General features: G+C 38.7%; 16 protein-coding genes. All 16 read left to right on the forward strand.

All coding sequences use genetic code 11. The annotated features are described in order from the left end of the window. Window positions 1-104: 104 nt before the first annotated feature. The 16 genes from BI291_RS13655 to BI291_RS13730 all read left to right on the forward strand — a co-directional run bounded on the left by BI291_RS13655 (window position 105) and on the right by BI291_RS13730 (window position 20,658). Window positions 105-1,385, forward strand: coding sequence for an acyltransferase family protein (locus BI291_RS13655; RefSeq protein ID WP_074499326.1), 1,281 nt, complete (start codon window positions 105-107; stop codon window positions 1,383-1,385). Between the two features lie 168 nt (window positions 1,386-1,553). After that, window positions 1,554-2,246 (forward strand): GntR family transcriptional regulator, encoded by a 693-nt coding sequence (locus BI291_RS13660; protein ID WP_074499327.1) that lies wholly within the window; start codon window positions 1,554-1,556, stop codon window positions 2,244-2,246. Window positions 2,247-2,283: 37 nt separating this feature from the next. Continuing rightward, entirely contained in the window at window positions 2,284-3,174 is an 891-nt protein-coding gene (gene prpB / locus BI291_RS13665) for a methylisocitrate lyase (protein WP_074499328.1), read from the forward strand. Between the two features lie 50 nt (window positions 3,175-3,224). Then, entirely contained in the window at window positions 3,225-4,352 is a 1,128-nt protein-coding gene (gene prpC, locus BI291_RS13670; protein WP_074499329.1) for a 2-methylcitrate synthase, read from the forward strand. A gap of 73 nt (window positions 4,353-4,425) precedes the next feature. After that, a complete protein-coding gene (acnD, locus tag BI291_RS13675) occupies window positions 4,426-7,044 on the forward strand; it encodes a Fe/S-dependent 2-methylisocitrate dehydratase AcnD (RefSeq protein ID WP_074499389.1) in 2,619 nt (872 codons plus the stop codon). 121 nt (window positions 7,045-7,165) lie between these two features. Beyond that, window positions 7,166-8,344, forward strand: coding sequence for a 2-methylaconitate cis-trans isomerase PrpF (gene prpF, locus BI291_RS13680; RefSeq protein WP_074499330.1), 1,179 nt, complete (start codon window positions 7,166-7,168; stop codon window positions 8,342-8,344). A gap of 318 nt (window positions 8,345-8,662) precedes the next feature. Continuing rightward, window positions 8,663-9,316 carry a DUF2057 family protein gene (locus BI291_RS13685; RefSeq protein WP_074499331.1) on the forward strand — a complete coding sequence of 218 codons (654 nt, stop codon included), beginning with the start codon at window positions 8,663-8,665 and terminating at the stop codon, window positions 9,314-9,316. A 1-nt stretch (window position 9,317) separates the two neighbouring features. Further along, a complete protein-coding gene (locus tag BI291_RS13690) occupies window positions 9,318-10,073 on the forward strand; it encodes an SIMPL domain-containing protein (RefSeq protein WP_074499332.1) in 756 nt (251 codons plus the stop codon). 94 nt (window positions 10,074-10,167) lie between these two features. Beyond that, window positions 10,168-10,644 (forward strand): GAF domain-containing protein, encoded by a 477-nt coding sequence (locus BI291_RS13695; RefSeq protein ID WP_074499333.1) that lies wholly within the window; start codon window positions 10,168-10,170, stop codon window positions 10,642-10,644. Continuing rightward, window positions 10,641-10,925, forward strand: a complete 285-nt coding sequence (locus BI291_RS13700; protein ID WP_074499334.1) for a hypothetical protein — start codon at window positions 10,641-10,643, stop codon at window positions 10,923-10,925. Before BI291_RS13695 ends, BI291_RS13700 begins: the two co-directional genes overlap by 4 nt. 18 nt (window positions 10,926-10,943) lie before the next feature. After that, window positions 10,944-11,642 (forward strand): RNA chaperone ProQ, encoded by a 699-nt coding sequence (gene proQ, locus BI291_RS13705; protein ID WP_074499335.1) that lies wholly within the window; start codon window positions 10,944-10,946, stop codon window positions 11,640-11,642. 15 nt (window positions 11,643-11,657) lie between these two features. After that, window positions 11,658-13,700, forward strand: coding sequence for a carboxy terminal-processing peptidase (gene prc / locus BI291_RS13710; RefSeq protein ID WP_074499336.1), 2,043 nt, complete (start codon window positions 11,658-11,660; stop codon window positions 13,698-13,700). Between the two features lie 189 nt (window positions 13,701-13,889). Beyond that, on the forward strand, window positions 13,890-15,344 hold the full coding sequence (nhaC, locus tag BI291_RS13715) for a Na+/H+ antiporter NhaC (protein ID WP_074499337.1): 1,455 nt from the start codon (window positions 13,890-13,892) through the stop codon (window positions 15,342-15,344). Window positions 15,345-15,426: 82 nt separating this feature from the next. Next, on the forward strand, window positions 15,427-17,994 hold the full coding sequence (gene pepN, locus BI291_RS13720; protein WP_074499338.1) for an aminopeptidase N: 2,568 nt from the start codon (window positions 15,427-15,429) through the stop codon (window positions 17,992-17,994). Beyond that, on the forward strand, window positions 17,994-18,215 hold the full coding sequence (locus BI291_RS13725; protein WP_074499339.1) for a DUF2835 domain-containing protein: 222 nt from the start codon (window positions 17,994-17,996) through the stop codon (window positions 18,213-18,215). The genes pepN and BI291_RS13725 overlap by 1 nt, the downstream gene beginning before the upstream one ends. 382 nt (window positions 18,216-18,597) lie before the next feature. Beyond that, on the forward strand, window positions 18,598-20,658 hold the full coding sequence (locus BI291_RS13730) for a DUF1302 domain-containing protein (RefSeq protein ID WP_074499340.1): 2,061 nt from the start codon (window positions 18,598-18,600) through the stop codon (window positions 20,656-20,658). The last annotated feature ends 10 nt before the right edge of the window (window positions 20,659-20,668 follow it).

The raw sequence follows: 20,668 nt of genomic DNA on the forward strand, positions 1-20,668 counted from the left end.
GCCACCGTTTATCCCTAACTATTGTTTATTAAGCCTTTTTCACAGTTTCCGTTAATAAACTCATTCATCATAACAGTATTTGAACACAAAGGAATATCAATACTATGAGTTACCCATCAATAAAGGATGTTATAAAAAAGGTTAACTTTCGACCTCAAGATCACTCACAGATGCCACAAAGACGTTATGATCTTGACTGGTTGAGAGTCATTTTATTTAGTTTATTAATTATTCATCATGTAGGTATGTTTTATGTACTCAATTGGGGGTTCCATGCAAAAAGCCAATACCGCTATGAATGGTTAGAAAGTGTGCTTTTAGTGGTTGAGCCTTGGCGTATGCCAGCCATTTGGTTTATTTCCGGTGTCGCTATCAGGTTTATTCTAATAAAAGTGACGATTTTATCTTTTATTTCACTACGCAGTTTACGACTGTTATTACCATTAGCCTTCGGGATCTTTATTGTCGTCCCTCCTCAATTATATATAGAAATGACGGCAAATGGCGATATTGTCATGGATTTTTGGCGATTTATGCAGGCGTTTTATGATCCACAATCAACATTATTTGAACAGTATCAGGCAGGTATATGGCCTCATATTGATGTGAACCATTTATGGTACTTACGATCGCTATGGTATTACTCATTAACGTTGGTATTTTTGTTACCCGCTTTAAACAGTAACATTATCGAAGGGCTTAAGTCATGGCTAGCGAGTAGACATGGGTTTTGGACGGTTTTATGCTTAATTGTCTGCGTTTTTGCTGTTCAAATAATATGGAGAAATGATGAGACACGTTATCCCATAGGCTTTCTGTTTTTAATGCTAGGTTATCTGGTCGGTTGGCATACGGTATTTTGGCAAAAACTGCTTACGGCTATAAGGCCATTATGCGCTAGTTTTATTGTGCTTTGTATTTGCTTTCTGATTGTCTATAACCTTTATTATCTTGATATGTATAAGGGAATTGAGCTTCCTCACTTAATTGAAGCGATTAGTTTATTTACTTATAGTGCGTTACGCATAGTAGGTTTATTTTTAGTGTTAGCGCTTAGCCATCGTTTTTTAACTAAAAAAACACAAAAACTCGCTTACTTTAACGAAGCAGTATATCCATTTTATCTTTTACATCAGTCTATAATTTTGGTGGCAGGCTATTACTTAACACAGTTATCGTTAGGGGCAGTGTTTGAGTCACTGATACTGCTATTTATTACAACAGCCATGTGTTTTCTGCTTTTTGAGTTGATCAAACGTATTGAGCTATTACGCCCATTCTTTGGCTTGAAAATGCAAGGTAGTTATCCTTCATGGAGTGTTTCATTAGGTTATATCATCGGCGGTCTTCTGATCAGCCCTTTAATTTATCAATTAATTTTTTAAGCAATCAAACGCAATATGTGATGATGTTTAAAACATGATTAGCGTCGCATCACAGCGTTTATTTTTTATTTTACACCTTAAGTGTCGACAATTATATTTATTGAACCCTTGAATTAGTTTTATTATCGGTTATGATCGCTGCAATATTTTTTAGATTGTCGACAATTTATGCCGAACAATAACCCAACACATCGCCAAGCAGTCACAACTGCAGATAAAGTATTTCAACAATTACAGTTTGCCATCGTTGAAGGTGAGATAGCAGCAGGTAGTAAAATTAGCGAGCCTGAACTGGCTAAACGCTTTGATGTCAGTCGAGCAACGCTTCGGGAAGCATTAAGTCGCCTAGAAAAATGCCATTTAATTGTGCGAAAACCTAATGTGGGGGCGCGTGTTGTTGAATGCACTATTGAAGGATTATTGGAGATATACCAAGTAAGAGAAGCACTTGAAGGTATGGCGTGCCGACTTGCTGCTGAAAATATGACAAAACAGGAAATTGTCGACATGCAAGCTATGCTTGATATGCATGCTAAGTCAAAAGCGTTGAAAGATGGCATTGCGTATTATCAAGAAGAAGGCGATCTCGACTTTCATTATAAAGTCATCTTAGCAAGTCATAATCAACAACTTATTGATTTGCTTTGTGGGCAACTGTACCACTTAGTCCGTATGTATCGTATTCAGTTTGGCATGAACAGTCCAAGAGCTACTAAGGCGTTTAATGAACATGCCAATATTTTACAAGCTATTATTGACGGTGATGGCGAGTTAGCAGAAATTCTAATGCGGCGACACATCGGCGCATCACGCAAAAATATCGAACAAAAAATTAAACAATTATCGCAAAACGCGCAATAAATAACATAATTCATATATAGCAAGTGAGGAGCTCACGATGTCTACACAATTATCACCTGGCGCAAAGTTTCGTCAGGCCATTACAAAAAATAAGCCATTGCAAGTAGTTGGAACTATCAATGCCTATTGCGCCATGATGGCTGAACAGCTAGGTCATCAAGCCATCTATTTATCCGGTGGAGGAGTAGCAAATGCATCTTATGGTTTACCCGATTTAGGCATGACATCGTTAAATGATGTCATTGTTGATGTTCAGCGGATCACCTCAGCATCAAGTTTACCCTTACTTGTTGATATAGATACAGGTTGGGGTGGCGCATTTAACATTGCTAAAACAATTAAGGATATGGAAAAAGCAGGTGCTGCTGCCGTTCATATAGAAGACCAGGTGGCGCAGAAACGATGTGGTCATCGTCCAAATAAAGAAATCGTCTCGACAGAAGAAATGGTTGACCGTATTAAAGCGGCTGTAGATGCACGAACAGATGTGGATTTTTTCATTATGGCAAGAACTGATGCATTTGCTCAAGAAGGGCTAGAAAAAGCTTTAGCGCGCGCGAAAGCATATGTAGCAGCTGGTGCAGATGGTATTTTTGCCGAAGCGGTAAAAACGGAAGAACACTATCGTGCGTTTACTGAAGCGTTAGATGTACCAGTGTTAGCAAATATCACTGAATTCGGTCAAACAGAGCTTTGGAATAAAGCGCAACTCGGTGAGTGGGGATGCCAAATTGTGCTTTACCCACTTACTGCATTTAGAGCAATGAATAAAGCGGCTGAATCAGTTTATAAAACATTACTTGCTGATGGTGTTCAAAAAGCAGAAATAGATAACATGCAAACCCGTATGGAACTGTATGATTACCTGGGATATCACGAATACGAAAAGAAACTTGATTCGCTATTTGCTGAAGGCAAAAACAAATAATAAAACAAACAAATAAGTACGAAAGCACCCAAGAAAAGTGAGGAAAGAACATGGTTGATAAAAAATTAAGTGGCGCAGGGCTACGTGGACAAAGTGCTGGAGAAACAGCTTTATGTACTGTCGGTAAAACAGGCGCAGGACTAACCTATCGTGGTTATGATATAAACGATCTTGCTGAAAATGCGCAATTTGAAGAAGTTGCGTATCTACTTCTTTATGGAAAGCTACCAAATCAAACAGAGTTAACTCGTTATAAAGCAAGGTTAAAAGGTATGCGTTCAATGCCTGATGCACTTAAATCTGCATTAGAGCTTATTCCAGCAACAGCACACCCTATGGACGTTATGAGAACCGGTTGTTCTATACTAGGTAACCTTGAAACAGAAAATAGCTTTTCAGAGCAATTAGATCATATCGACCGCTTACTAGCGATTTTTCCAGGATTAATTAATTATTGGTATAACTTTAGCCATAACGGTATACGTGTGAACGTTGAAACAGATGCTGATTCCATCGCTGAACAGTTCTTATGGACGTTACACGATAAAAAGCCAGAGCCAATGCATGTTGATGTTATGCATGCATCATTGATTTTATATGCTGAGCACGAATTTAACGCTTCAACCTTTACTGCGCGTGTTTGTGCATCAACATTGTCTGATTTGCATAGTTGTGTAACAGCTGCAATTGGTTCCTTGAGAGGGCCATTGCATGGCGGTGCAAACGAAGCGGCTATGGATATGATTGAGCAATGGCAATCTGCTGACGAAGCAGAAGAGGCCATTATGGGCATGTTAGCGCGCAAAGATAAAATAATGGGCTTTGGTCATGCGGTTTATCGTGAAGTAGATCCACGAAATGCAATCATTAAAAAGTGGTCTGAAAAACTTGCAAAACTTGATGGCGATACACGTCTTTATGACGTTTCTGAACGTTGTGAAGCTGTGATGTGGCGAGAGAAAAAACTCTTCTGTAATGCTGATTTTTTCCATGCTTCAGCCTACAATTTTATGGGTATACCAACAAAGCTATTTACACCAATCTTCGTTTGTTCGCGTGTTTCTGGTTGGACAGCACACGTGATGGAGCAGCGTGAGAATAACCGCATTATTCGTCCATCTGCAGATTACACTGGCCCAGAATCTATGCCTTGGGTTGCAATTGCAGATCGCGATTAATCTTAACATTCTCGTTATGTTTAATTTCAATGGTGGCTAAATGGCCGCCATTTCACTTTTTGTGGACTACGTTATGAACTATGAATATCGCAAACCATTACCTAATTTCAAAATGGCAGGGATGCCTATTGATTTTTACGATACTCGCGCTGCAATAGAGGCGATAACACCGGGTAGTTACGCCAAGCTGCCTTATACATCGCGCGTTCTTGCCGAGCAACTTGTACGTAAATGTGACCCAAGTACCTTGCAGGATGCTTTAAAACAGATTATCGATGGAAAACGTGATTTAGACTTCCCTTGGTATCCTGCTCGTGTTGTTTGTCACGATATATTAGGTCAAACCGCATTAGTTGATTTAGCCGGTCTACGTGATGCTATTGCAGAGCAAGGCGGTGACCCAGCAAAAGTAAATCCAGTGGTACCAACTCAACTTATTGTTGATCACTCATTAGCGGTAGAAGCCGCGGGTTTTGATCCTGACGCTTTTGAAAAAAATCGTGCTATTGAAGATAGACGAAATGAAGATCGCTTTCATTTTATCGAATGGACGAAAACAGCGTTTAAAAATGTTGATGTTATTCCAGCAGGTAACGGCATCATGCATCAAATTAATCTTGAAAAGATGTCACCTGTTATACAGCTGCGAGACGGTGTGGCTTTTCCTGATACTTGCGTAGGTACAGATTCTCATACTCCTCACGTAGATGCTTTAGGCGTTATTGCCATTGGTGTTGGCGGCTTAGAGGCGGAAACTGTGATGCTAGGACGTCCATCTATGATGCGTTTACCGAACATCGTTGGAGTTGAATTAGTTGGACAAAGACAACCCGGTATTACCGCGACTGATATTGTTTTGGCTATTACTGAATTTTTACGTAATGAAAAAGTGGTAGGCACCTACCTTGAGTTTTTCGGTGAAGGCGCTCGTAGTTTATCCATTGGGGATCGTGCAACTATTTCTAATATGACGCCTGAGTATGGTGCTTCAGCCGGTATGTTCTATATTGATGAACAAACTATCGATTACCTTAAAATTACAGGTCGCGAGCCAGAACAAGTCGAACTTGTTGAAGCCTATGCAAAGCATACGGGTTTATGGGCAGATGATTTAATAGGTGTACATTATGAACGTGTATTAACCTTTGATTTATCGTCCGTGGGCCGTAACATGGCAGGGCCATCAAATCCACATCGTCGTTTGGCGACTTCTGAGCTTGTATCGAAAGATATTGCAAAAAATTTAACCGATTGCCAAGCACAAGAGGCAAAAGGTGAAATGCCGGATGGCGCTGTAATTATCGCTGCAATTACTTCTTGTACAAATACGTCTAACCCAAGGAATGTGGTTGCTGCTGGTTTAGTCGCAAAACGTGCTAATGAACTTGGTTTAGTACGTAAACCATGGGTAAAAAGCTCTTTTGCTCCTGGTTCTAAAGTGGCGAAGTTATATTTGGAGGAAGCAGGGCTACTATCTGAATTAGAAAAATTAGGCTTTGGTATTGTTGCTTACGCTTGTACAACTTGTAATGGTATGTCAGGCGCATTAGATCCTGATATTCAACAAGAGATCATTGATAAAGATTTATATGCAACAGCGGTGCTGTCAGGTAATCGAAATTTTGATGGTCGTATTCATCCATATGCTAAGCAAGCATTTCTAGCTTCTCCTCCTTTAGTAGTAGCGTATGCTATTGCAGGCACTATGCGCTTTGATATTGAGCAAGATATATTAGGCAAAGATCAAGCAGGTAATAACATTACCTTGAAAGATTTATGGCCAAGTGATGAAGAGATTGATGACATTGTTAAACGCTGTGTAAAACCTGAGCAGTTCAAAAAAATATATACGCCAATGTTTGATTTAGGCGCATTTGAGCCTGCTGAAAGTCCTCTTTATGACTGGCGCGAAAAGTCTACCTATATTAGGCGTCCACCCTATTGGGAAGGGGCGCTTGCTGGTGAACGAACAATGAAAAATATGCGGCCGCTTGCGGTACTAGGTGACAATATCACCACTGATCATTTATCGCCATCTAATGCTATTATGTTAGACAGTGCAGCTGGTGCATATTTGGACAAAATGGGGTTGCCAGAAGAAGATTTTAACTCATATGCTACACACCGCGGTGACCATTTAACGGCACAGCGTGCAACATTTGCCAACCCTAAACTCTTTAATGAAATGGTACGAGATGAAAACGGTGATGTTATTCAAGGTTCTTTAGCGCGTATAGAACCTGAAGGAACTCAAAGTCGCATGTGGGAAGCGATAGAAACTTATATGGAACGGAAGCAACCGCTGATCATTGTGGCCGGCGCTGATTATGGCCAAGGCTCTTCACGTGACTGGGCTGCAAAAGGTGTTCGTCTCGCCGGTGTTGAGGTAATTATTGCTGAAGGGTTTGAGCGTATACATCGTACCAATTTAATTGGTATGGGAGTACTACCACTTGAATTTATTAACGGTGATACACGTAATACCTATGACATTGATGGTAGCGAAACGTTTGATGTGGTTGGTCAAACCTCCGCTGGCGGCCATATGAAGGTTATTATGGTAAGGGCAAACGGTGAAAAAGTTGAAATACCTGTTAAGTGTCGTCTAGATACAGGCGAAGAGGTTACTGTGCATCGTGCCGGCGGCGTTTTACAAAAATTTGCTACTGATTTTTTAGAGTCAAAAGTGTAATAGGTGATATGCCACATTACTGTTAGGCGGCTTATGTCGCCTTTTTTAACCATAATAATCACCTTACGACTGTAGATATAAATTGATGTAAGGTAGTAACGTTTTAGTTAAGGAAATTAAAATGTCTTTTGCAGCACAAATTAAAATACCCGCGACCTATATGCGGGGTGGAACATCTAAAGGTGTATTTTTTAATATGTCCGATCTTCCAAAAGCATGTCAAAAAGCAGGAACTGCGCGTGATAAGTTATTACTGCGTGTGATGGGAAGCCCAGATCCTTATGGCAAACATACAGATGGAATGGGTGGTGCAACGTCAAGTACTAGCAAAGCAGTGATATTGTCTAAATCAGAAGAAAAAGATCACGATGTTGATTATTTATTCGGTCAAGTTGCTATTGATAAACCGTTCGTTGATTGGTCTGGAAACTGCGGTAATTTAACGGCTGCCGTTGGTGCGTTTGCTATAACGTCTGGACTAGTAGATCAACGTAATATTCCAGACAATGGTTTTTGTACAGTGAGAATTTGGCAGAAAAACATTGCTAAAACAATAATTTCTAAGGTTCCCATTAATAATGGACAGGTGCAAGAAACTGGAGGCTTTGCCTTGGATGGCGTTACTTTTCCCGCAGCTGAAGTACCAGTAGAATTTCTTTCTCCGGTTGATCCTAATGACGCAATGTTTCCTACCGGTAATATTATTGATGATTTGGAAGTGCCGGGTATAGGCACATTTAAAGCGACTATGATTAATGCGGGTATTCCAACAATCTTCCTTCATGCTGAAGATATTGGTTATCTTGGTACAGAGCTACAAGGTGATATTAATGGTAGTGAAGTAGTCCTTCGCTATTTTGAGACTATACGTGCTTATGGTGCGATAAAAATGGGTTTGATCAAAACGGTAGCAGAGGCGCAAAGTAGACAACACACACCTAAAGTTGCTTTTGTTGGCAAGCCAGTAAGTTACCAAGCATCTAGTGGAAAACAGATCCAAGCCGATGACATCGATTTAAATGTGCGTGCGTTATCAATGGGGAAGTTACACCATGCTATGATGGGGACAGCGGCTGTTGCTATTGGTACAGCTGCAGCAATTCCCGGGACCGTTGTCAATATAGCCGCAGGTGGTGGTGAACGAGAAAGTGTTAATTTCGGCCACCCGTCGGGTACGTTAAAAGTAGGTGCAAGTGCGCGATATATTAACGATAAGTGGTTAGTTGAAAAAGTGACTATGAGTAGGAGTGCACGCGTGCTAATGGAAGGTTGGGTACGAATACCTGCTGATAGCTTTTAACGGAAATACACCTGCATGACTTTTCAGCGCTTTAGTTGAACCCAAAGAGCAGCGTTTTTTGTCATTTATACGTCGTTATTGCTTTTTCATGTGGAATAACCACAGATTAATCGCAATGCCTTGTCTAAATACCAATAAACGGAAAAGATCAACAGGGCCTAATAACAGTTGTTACTTTTGATTACAGTTATTGGCTTTGACTTCTGTAAACTAGACAACAACACTGGTAAAGTCAGTGTTGTTGTCTTGAATTTACTTAAGGTCTGTTACTTACCTTAGGTTATTTGCTAGGGTTAGTTTTATTCAAAGGAATTGATTATGGGTAAGAATTTCATTGTTAATTTGACTTTGTTGTACTTTGTGTCGGTACATGCCATTGCAAGTGAAATAAAAATACCGGCGAATATTAAAGTATTGCAAGTTAACGATACGCAATATACTGCAAGTTTTTTTGACCGAAGTACTTCATACGCTATTAGTATTGGTCTAAATGAATTGCACTTACAATTTAAAGAATTGGTTGAGGATGTTGAAAACGACGACCATACCATCATTTACTCTAAGCCATTCGTGATTATTTTCACGCTTAAAACAGCAAAAGACTTAACACTGCTTGTACCAGAGTTTAACTCTGAAACACAGGTAAGAGCCTACGCAAAGAAGCCAACCATTCTTTTAGTTGATCGAAACCAGCGAAACATCAATCACACATTATACGATGTTAAAGATTACAAATCGCAACAAAGCAATCAATTTGATCTAACAATACATGATAAATCTACACGCCTGATAAGTCAGCAGGATGAAAAGCTACCTCAACAAGTTACAGAAAAAAGCCATTCAGATTCGATTCATCAATTTACCGATAAGATGCCGCTTGAAATGCTTCATTATTGGTGGAAAAAAGCATCTACTGAGCAAAAAGTCGAGTTTTTAGACAAAGTTAATCTAGAATCAAAGAAAGGAAAGTAATATGAAATTATTGATAAAAACGTGTGTAATAATAAGTCTCGTTTTGTCTAGTGCTGTAAGCGCAGATGAAGGCATAGAAGTAATAGGCAAAGCAGAAGTGAAAGCTCAGCCGGATCAATTTTCCTTAACAATTAGTATTAAAGAACGTGGCATCGCCGCTAGCAAAGTAAAGCAAATTGTTGATAAAAAAAGTGAACAAGTCGTCAGCATGTTTATCAAGCAAGGGGTGTCCGAGTCTCACATTGATTCGTCAATGTTACGTATGTATCCTATTTTTGAAAAACCAGAAGTTATGATAGAAAACGCTGAATTAGAACACCGCGCTAGTCACAATAATACAGTAAAATTTCCGTTACAAAAGCAAGAAAAGAAAGTACAAAAAATAAGACTTTTTGATGTTGCCCGTACTATTTCTGTAAAACTAAATTCGCTTGAGCAATACGACAGTGTTTTAGAACACTTGGTAAAAATAGGTGTCAGTAATATTTCCCCCATACAGCTAGGTTTTAGTGATCCTGATGCACTTTACCAACGTGCATTATTACAAGCTATTGATAATGCAAAAGCTAAAGCAAGGAATATTGCTAAGCAACTTGGTGTATCGGTAGGAAAAGTTATGTCAATTAAGGAGACTGGTTATCATGCACCTTCAGTGTATCGTATGGCAGCGATGGAATCTAAAGCCGGTTTTAACTCTCAAGCTACAGAACGTTCAGTTTCTGCACAAGTTGCGATAACATTTCAAATAATTTTGTAGAAATAAGGTTTATTTGGGCTGGCTCGCACATAAAGCTTTAATTTCAGCCTTTATCAAGGTATGTTATGCCAATTTTAAAGGCTGACGTGTTAGAATGTCAAAAATCGAACTTTATCAACAACTGAAGCTACAAGTTTCAGCGTTAATAAGCACCGAACATGATATGGTAGCTAATATGGCTAATATCAGTGCATTATTGTTTGAATACCTACCTGATGTTAATTGGGTAGGTTTTTATCGTTCAATCGAAGATGAATTAGTGCTAGGTCCTTTCCAAGGGAAAGTGGCGTGCATACGTATTCCTCTCGGTAAAGGTGTTTGCGGTACGGCTGCAAGTGAAGGAAAAACACAACGAATTGCTGATGTACATCAATTTAGTGGGCATATTGCCTGTGATGCAGCAAGTAATTCAGAAATTGTTATTCCTGTCTATCATCAAGAAAAAGTTATCGCGGTATTAGATATAGATAGCCCAATTAATGATAGGTTTGATGTAGAAGATCAACAAGGGCTGGAAAGCTTAGTGAAAGTGTTTGAACAAACCTTGTATTTAGAGCAACAAGCATTATGAAAGAGCTTGTTGTCATACATGATTACCTTGTTTCTGAAGAAGTCGTTGGTGACTGGGACGGCAATGAAGAACAAGCAACAGAAAACATAAATCAGCTTTATCATACGTTATATGATTACGCTGAGGAAGATATTGATCCAGCAGAGTTAAGCGAGCTTTTAGAGCTAGTTTGGCAACATTGGATTGGGCAAGAGGCATTAGCAGAGTTAACACTTGATGACATCAGTGATTGGTGTCAACATTTACTAATGAATCGTGAACAGTATTTAAACGACGAATAAATTAATTAAGTAGTTATTATGGAAACGAAAACAGAAACTGAAGCGGTTACAGAACAGCCGGCAGAAAAAGAAAACAAACGCACAAGTGCGAAAGAAATTATCGCGCATTTAGCGGAAAAATTTCCTGCATGCTTTTCGGTTGAAGGCCCAGCAAAACCTTTAAAAATAGGTGTATTTCAAGAGTTAGCTGCACGGCTTGAAGGTGATGAAATCGTGAGTAAAACACGGTTACGACAAGCCTTAAGACATTATACAAGTAGTTGGCGCTACTTAAAGGCTATCAAAGTTGGTGCTCAACGCATTGATATTGATGGAAACGAGGTTGCTGAGATTGATCAAGAGCAAGCTGATCATGCCGCAAAATCATTAAAAGAAAGCCAAGAAAAATTTGGTAACAAAAATCCTAAAGACAGTCAAAAGAAAAAGCCTTATAAAGGTAAGACGCCTGAAAATAAGGGTTCTCACGCAAAATCAAATGCTAAAGATAAAGCAAAATATAAAACTGTTAGTGCATCTAAACGTGCGCAATCTAAACCAGCGGCTAAACTTAAACCTGTCGATGCTAGCGCAGTAAACGTTGGCAAAGCCGTTAAAGTTCAACTAGGTAATGCACCGATGGACGCAGTAATTACTGAAATTTCAGGCAATGATATTTCGGTGCAACTAAGTTCAGGAATGGTTGTCAAAACACAGGTTAAGAACATATACATTGAATAATTTGGAGTAGCAAGCATGCTAAAAATTTGTCGTACCGCACTTGCCATATCATTAACGTTTTCTAGCGTTAATCTTTTCGCATTCTCTAATGACCAAGAGACTTCTCTGCCTATTTTAGCGCCAGAGAGTCAGCATGCTGTCTCCAGCAAAAGAATTGCTGCTAAGTTTTCGCGTTCACATTATAAGCCAGTAAAAATTAACGATGATTTGTCCGAACAAATTTTTGATCGTTATTTAAAGCAACTTGATTATGGTCGAAATGTTTTTCTTGCCAGTGATATCACTGAATTTGAACAACATAAAGATGATTTTGACACGGTTGTTGCTCGTGGAAAATTAGATATTCCGTATCATATCTTTAATGTTAACTTACAACGTAGGCTTGAACGTTATCAATTTGCGTTAAGCCTATTGGAAACACCTTTCGATTTCACTAAAGATGAAACCTATACTTTTGACCGCGAAGACGCAGAGTGGCCAACGTCTGAAGACGAGCTTAATGAATTGTGGCGTCAAAAAGTAAAGTATGATGCGCTAAATTTAACATTAACAGGTAAAGAGTGGGATAAAGTTAAAGAAATTTTAACGAAGCGATATAACTACGCGATTAAACGCTTAAAACAAAGCGAAAGCGAAGATGTTTTCCAATTAGTGATGAACAGCTTTGCGCGTGTAGTTGAACCTCACACATCGTATTTATCTCCGAGAAATGCAGAGCGTTTTCAAATGGAAATGAACCTATCTTTAGAAGGGATAGGTGCAGTGCTTCGAGCAGAAGAAGATTATACCGTTATTCAGAGTGTTGTTAGCGGTGGACCGGCGGATAAATCGAACCAATTAAAACCGAAAGATCGCATTGTTGGTGTTTCACAGGGTGATGAAAAGTTTGAAGATGTGATTGGTTGGCGACTAGACGATGTGGTTGATTTAATTAAAGGTCCTAAAGGGACGAAAGTTCGATTGCAGGTTTTGCCTGGTCAAGCAGTTGATGAATCAAGTATTAAAGTTGTATCAATTGTTCGTGATAAAATTGTCTTGGAAGACAGGGCAGCGAAATCAAAAGTAATCTACGAAAAGCCAGGTGATGAGAATAGTAAAAAGTTGGGTGTGATAGATATACCTAGTTTTTACAATGGCCTTTCTGCACATGTGAAAAAAGAAATTGATAAACTGAATGCCGAGAACGTAGAAGGGATTATTATTGATTTACGTGGCAATGGTGGTGGTTCGTTAACCGAATCAACATTGTTGACCGGGTTATTTATTGATCGTGGTCCGGTAGTGCAAATTCGAGATGGTGCAAATCGTATTTCTATCAATAGTGATAAAGATGGTGTTACATACTATGACGGGCCATTAACCGTTATGGTTGACCGTTATAGTGCATCCGCATCAGAAATTTTTTCTGCGGCAATTCAAGATTATGGTCGTGGGGTTATTATTGGTGAGCAGACTTTTGGTAAAGGGACTGTTCAACAGCACAGACCCATTGCTAGAATTTATGATATTAATGAAAACCCTTATGGCAGTATACAGTACACGATTGCTAAGTTTTACCGCATCAATGGTGGTAGTACGCAACATAAAGGTGTAGTGCCTGATATTGCATTTCCCACTGCGATTGACCCAGAAGATTGGGGTGAAAGCAAAGAGGAAAATGCATTACCGTGGGATATGGTACCTAAAGCTAACTTCAAATCATTAACGGATGTTTCAACTGATGTTGAATATTTAACGTCGTTGTATCAAGAACGCGTGAAATCTAATCGAGAGTTCAATTATCTGTTAGAAGACATTGCACGATATCAAGCAGAAAAAGACGACAAAACCGTGTCATTAAATTTAGCTAAACGTGAAGCTAAACGTGATGAAAGAAAGGCGAAACAACTGGCAAGAACTAATGAACGTTTAGTGGCACTAGGTCTTGAAAAAGTAGAAAATTTAGATGATTTACCTGAAGAGCTCGAAGAGTTAGATCCATTTTTAGAGGAAACTGCACGCATCACCTTTGATTTTGTCTCATTGGGAAAAGTAGCAAAAAATAACAGTAAAGACTGAGTATAAGAAAGCCGCCATTTAGGCGGCTTTCTTATATGTAACCTCCTCAATGTACAACAATTGAGCAACAGTAAGAAAAATATCGCATTCTCACTGCTTTTCAGCACAAATTACTTGCACAATGTCTTAAGGCACGGCATGTTATGCTTGCTAACTTATAACTATAATTAAGTATTAAAAAGACATTTTATGACAAATCAAAATCCACCTAAAGCACCCTCAATGCTTGATTCATTTATTCCAATCGTAGTGCTCGTTATATTACTTTCTGCTGCGGTAACCTATTTTTCAGATAACTCTTCGTATGGACCAAATCAAATTGCTTTGATGATCAGTATGGGGGTTGCCATTATCATTGGTTTACGCAATGGCCATACTTGGAAATCTATGGAAGAAGCTATCGTTAAAGGGATATCTGTTTCCCTTGGTGCGGTATTAATTTTACTTGCCGTTGGTGCTCTCATAGGTACTTGGTTATTGTCAGGCACCGTACCGACATTAATTTATTATGGCTTACAAATTATTGATCCTAGCTGGTTTTATGCCGCCGCCTGTATTGTTTGTGGCATTGTAGCCATGAGTATTGGTAGTTCTTGGACAACAGCGGCTACTGTAGGTGTTGCTTTTATTGGGATTGCGGGTGGCTTTGAACTATCGACTGCGGTTACCGCTGGTGCGGTGATTTCTGGTGCATATTTTGGTGATAAGCTGTCACCGCTTTCTGAAACAACGAACTTAGCACCAGCAGTGGCAGGGAGTGAGTTATTTGCCCATATTAAATATATGTTATGGACGACTATTCCTTCAATTTCCATCGCACTTATTTTATTTTTAATCATAGGTTTCAACCATTCATCGGTAGAAGCAGGTACTGCTGAAAATATTCAATTATTAACTGAAACGCTGCAATCAACTTATCATATTTCTCCCCTCAATTTAATTCCGTTATTTGTGCTATTAGCGTTAGCTTATAAAAAGTTACCAGCTTTTCCTGCTGTTGGTATTGGTGCTTTAATTGGTGGTATTTGGGCTTTAGTTTTCCAACAAGAACTTATTCAAACAATTGCTGGTAATGACACCTCGGTAAGCACAGCAAATATTACGGTTATTTGGACTGCGTTTTTCGATGGTATTGTATTAAATACCGGTAATGACGAAGTGGATCAGCTACTTAGTCGTGGTGGTATGTCAAGTATGCTGAATACAATATGGCTTGTTATCTGTGCACTAAGTTTTGGTGCTGTTCTCGAGCATTTAGGCATGTTACGCAAGTTTGTTGAGTCTATTTTATCTGCGGTAAAATCAACAGGTAGTTTAATTGCAAGTACAGTAGCAACCTGTATAGGAACTAACCTGATCACATCAGATCAATACATCGCGATTGTCATGCCCGGTAGAATGTATAAAGAAGAATACCAGCGCAGGGGACTTTCGCCATTAGTGTTAAGCCGTACTTTAGAAGATTCTGGCACAATCACTTCCCCGTTAATTCCGTGGAATACTTGTGGTGCTTTTATGTTTGCGACACTAGCCCTGACCAATTATGAATTTATCATGTATTGTTTCTTTAATTTAATTAATCCATTCATTGCTATTGCATATGGTTATTTTGAATTTAAAATTAAAAGAATAACTGATGAATAACGATTAGCAGCTACAAAGATGAGCCTGTTAATTTTACTGAATTAACAGGCTTTTTCATTTACAGCAAAATAAAGGAAATTTTATGGCTTCCGCTCAAGCGCGCATTCTCGCGGATTATAGTCCCAGTAGTTTTACCATAAACCAAACAGATTTAACGTTTGATTTAGATGATCATCAAACTCTTGTGTCAAATGTGATGCATATTGAACGTATTGACCAGCATGCAACCTATTTAATGCTAGATGGTGAGCACCTTACCCTAAAAGCAATCAAGATTAATCAACAACCTGTACCTGCAAAAGACTATCAAATCACTGAATCTGGTTTACGTATTACAATTGCTCCACAATTAACGGAATTTGTACTATCAATTGATACACAGATTGATCCCGCAAATAACACCGCGTTAGAAGGGCTATATAAATCAGGTGATGCCTTTTGTACGCAATGTGAAGCCGAAGGGTTTAGACGGATCACGTATTATTTAGATCGCCCTGATATTATGTCAACGTTTACCACTACGGTGATTGCAGAACAAACTAAATACCCTTATTTATTATCCAATGGTAATAAAGTTGAGCAAGGAGAAAAGGGCAATAAACATTTTGTTGTTTGGCATGATCCTTTTCCTAAGCCCTGTTATTTATTCGCACTAGTTGCTGGTGATTTTGATCTTGTTGCTGATAGCTTTACCACAAACTCAGGTAAAGAAGTGGCACTTGAAATTTTTGTTGATAAAGGCAATGCCAACAAAGCAAGCCATGCAATGACCTCTTTAAAACATTCTATGCGCTGGGATGAACAAACCTTTGGCCTTGAATATGACTTAGATATATATATGATCGTCGCGGTAGATTTTTTCAATATGGGAGCGATGGAAAACAAAGGGTTAAATATCTTTAATAGCAAGTTTGTTTTAGCTGATCATGAAAGTGCGACTGACACTGACTACTTTAATATTGAAGCGGTGATTGCGCATGAATATTTTCATAACTGGACAGGTAACCGTGTTACTTGCCGTGATTGGTTTCAATTAAGCTTAAAAGAAGGCTTAACTGTCTTTCGTGATCAGCAATTTAGTGCAGATATGAATTCTGCATCGGTAACACGCATTGATAATGTAAGTCATCTGCGTGCGTTACAGTTCCCAGAAGACGAAAGCCCGATGGCACACCCCATACGACCGGAAAAAGTTGTAGAAATGAATAACTTTTATACCATGACAGTATACGAAAAAGGTGCTGAGGTGATCAGAATGATACACACCTTATTAGGAGAGGAGCATTTTCGAAATGGCATGGATTTATACTTTAGCCGCTTTGATGGAATGGCGGTCACTTGTGATGATTTTGTTGATGCAATGGCAGATGCATCGGGGATAGACTTAACACAATTTAAATATTGGTATAGTCAGTCAGGAACACCGGTACTACAAGTAACTGAATCATTTAACCAAAATACTGGCCAATTATCGTTAACAGTAAAACAAGTCAATCAACCAACCAGCACACAGCAAACAAAACATCATTTGCATATTCCCATTCGAATTGAGTTACTAAACGAAAAAGGGAGTCAGTCACACCTCTTAGGATTAACTGAAGAAAAGGGTACCTGGCATTTTGATGGCTATCAGAACAAACCTGTGGTTGGATTTTTATCTAATTTTTCTGCGCCAGTCAAAGTAGAATTTGAACAACCTGATGATGAGTTAATGTTCATCATGAGTAATGCCGTTGATGACTTTACTCGATGGGATGCTGGGCAAACGTTGTTGATAAGGTTCATCACTCGTTTAATAGACGATCCAACCTATGAGTTACCTAATAGTATAATTTTAACGTATCAGCAATTACTAGCATCAACGTTAGACCCTGCCTTAAAAGCAGCTTCGTTAACTTTGCCTTCGTTTGATGTGATTACTGCATACCTAGAGCAAATAGACCCACAAAAAGTCATTGTAGCCATTGAGCAGGTAGAAACTCATTTAGCACGGAGTTTGCAAGATTCATTACTTGAACAATATCAAAATTTCACTGGACAACCTTATGAAAATCACGGTACAGCAACCGCGAAACGTTCTCTTAAAAATCAATGTTTATATTATTTAAGTATGCTTGATGATTATCAGCCATTGTTGACAGAGCAATATCAACAGTCTGATAACATGACAGATACTTTAGCGAGCCTTGGGTCTGCGAGTAAGCACGCTATTTCTACTTTTGATAAATTAATGCAAGATTTTCACGATAAATGGCAAGATACTACGCTAGTGATGGATAAATGGTTCAGCTTACAGGCGCGAGCAGACCGTGAAAATATCTTCGATGTGTTAACAACAATGGAGCAACATCCGTTATTTTCGATGAGTAACCCAAACAGAGCAAGATCGCTTATTGGTGTGTTTAGTCAAAAAAACCCGAAGCATTTTCACCAAGCTGACGGTAAAGGATATGAGTTTCTTGCTAAACATATTAAACGTTTGAATGAAATCAATCCGCAAGTTGCCTCAAGGTTACTCACACCCTTAATTCAATACAAACGTTTTAATGATAAGCATAAAACGATGATGCGTGAAGCATTAAAGGATATTGCCTCAATCGAAAATTTATCACGTGATTTACAAGAAAAATTGGATTCCGTGAACTTATAATGCAAACGTACTATTTTTATATCAACCTTTCTACTCATGAATACTTACCTTATTATCAAGGGAAAGTGAAAGATATTATTGTTAGTTCATCAACCGGGAAACGCGTACAGTTTCCCGCTATGCATTTAAGATCTTTTTTAACAAGTTCAGGGGTAGAAGGGCATTTTTGCTTACAAACAGAAAATAATAAGTTTGTTTCGTTAAAAAAAATAACTAAATAGAGTTATTGCTTTAAACGTGTGGTCTGACCATCGGATGTTTCATTGAAGCATCACAAAAATATCATAACCTTGTAAAAGTCATTGGTTGTAACAAAAAGTTTAGCTTTAAGCTTTGTGTTTTAAACGCCCGTTTAAAACATGTGCATGCAAATGTGGTTGAGATGTATACAAGTCTTTAAAATTAAGGCAATTATTCACCACTTTTACACTTGCCTCGGTGATAAAATGATGCAATTATTGTTTTATACTACACTCTTGAATGAAGTGAATTTTTATCATCAATTGTGAAATGTTGACCTATAATAAATTTACGTTAACACTCAAACATAAAGAATTTACATAAAAACAATAATAATGCCGTTTCGAGTCTGGGGAGAAAAAAATGAAACGAAGCCCTTTAAAACGCTTTTATAAAAAGCCGCTGGCGGTTGGAATTACTGCAGCGATCTTATCGTCTATTGCTAGTCAATCGTCTGCAGCTAATTTTGAATTAGGGGATTTTGACATTCGATTTACCTCTAAATTTTCTGTAGGTGCAAGTTGGCGTGTTGAAGATCGTAACTGGCGTGATAATGTAGGTATTTCAAATAATCTAAAAAATGGTTTAGATTTTTCTAACTACCATCCTATTTTAAATCCTACACCAAGTTCAAATACTATCTGGCAAGGCCAGGGTAGCTATTCAAATAATGGCGATTTAGGTAATTTGAACTATGATGCTGGAGAGATGTTTTCTCAGTTATTCAAAGGTACGCACGAATTAGAAATAAAGAAAGACAACTGGGGTGTTTTTCTACGCGGTATGTATTTCTACGATTTCGAAATGTCAGATGGTGATCGTCCGTGGACTAGCCCCGTATCGGGGAATCGTAATGATCCTTGCCGTGACAGCAAAGCAAAAGAACAAGTGTGCCAAGACGTAAGATTATTACACGCTTATTTCTTTGGTAATTATGACATCGGTGAAATGCCTTTTTCATTACGTATTGGTCAGCAAACTATCGGTTGGGGTGAAGGTCTTCTTATTTCACACGGTATTAGTGAAATTAACCCGATTGATATCTCGCGTGTGAAGGCACCTGGCGCTGAACTGACAGAAGCATTTATTCCGTTTGGGGCTGTTTGGGGCTCATTAGGCGTTACAGAAGATTTTAGTGTTGAAATGTTCTACCAATATGCATGGGAAGAAACCATTTTACCTGCGCCAGGCACTTACTTCTCTACCAATGATTTTGCCGGTGACGGTGGGCATTATAATAATGTACAACTAGGTTTTACTGGTAACCCAGATATGGATCTAGATTATGTTATTGCAGGTTTGAATGAAATTGGCGGTATGCTCAAATCAGGTGATCCATCATTAGTTGCTGCAGCTTCTGCAGGTTATCTGGCTTATCCAACAAAAATAACCTTAAAGGGCCCTGGTGCTAAAGGTGTTAATGCCCCTGAAGATGGTGGCCAATATGGTCTTCGTTTGTCTTGGTTCTTACCTGAATTTGGTGATACTGAATTAAGCTTATATCACATTAATTATCATAGTCGACGCCCAGTTTTTAGTGGTATTACCGCTAATTTCACGACAGAAGCCGTGATGCAAGATCTTGCGACATTAAGTCAAACGACTATTACCGAAGATAACTATGCTGACTTACACGCATTTTCAAAGGTTCAGTTAGATTACCCTGAAGACATTAAGCTTTATGGTTTAAGTTTCAACACGTCATATTCAGGGTTTGCCATTGCTGGTGAAATGTCTCATCGCCAAGATGAACCATTACAAATAGACGATGTTGAATTACTTTTCGCAGCGATGCCACAGCAATTAGCACATCCTGACTCAATTAGTTATCGCCCTGAGCTCGATGGTGTTTCGCAAATGCCTGTATTTGAACCAGGCCAAAAAGCCAATGGTTTTATCCTTGCAGATACCACACAAGCGCAATTAGTGCTGTCTAAGTTCTGGGGTCCTTCATTAGGCGCTGATCAGTTTACTTCGTTATTAGAAGTGGGCGGTATCCATATACATGATATGCCAAGTGAAGATGAACTTCGTTTAAATGGCCCCGGTACAGCTCGAAATGGTGGTATTGAAGGTAAAGAAGGCTTAGAAGTTGCACTACAAAATGGTATTGAAACTAATCCATTTCCTGATGATTTTGCTTGGGGTTACCGCATTGTTACCAAGTTAGATTACAACAATGTATTTGCTGGTGTAAATGTATCACCTAGAATTGTGTTTTCGCATGATGTTAGTGGTATAACCCCTGATCCATTGTTCTTGTTTGTTGAAGATAGAAAGTCAATTAGCGCAGGTATCACGTTTGATTACCAAAGTCGCTGGTCTGCTAACATTTCCTATAACGGCTTTTGGGGCGGTGTAGGAACCACAAATAAGATGGAAGATCGAGATTACGTTTCTTTCAATGTTAAATATTCTTTATAAGGGCAAAATT

Origin of the sequence: Thalassotalea sp. PP2-459, assembly GCF_001913705.1 — a bacterium.
GTDB classification, from domain to species: domain Bacteria; phylum Pseudomonadota; class Gammaproteobacteria; order Enterobacterales; family Alteromonadaceae; genus Thalassotalea_C; species Thalassotalea_C hakodatensis.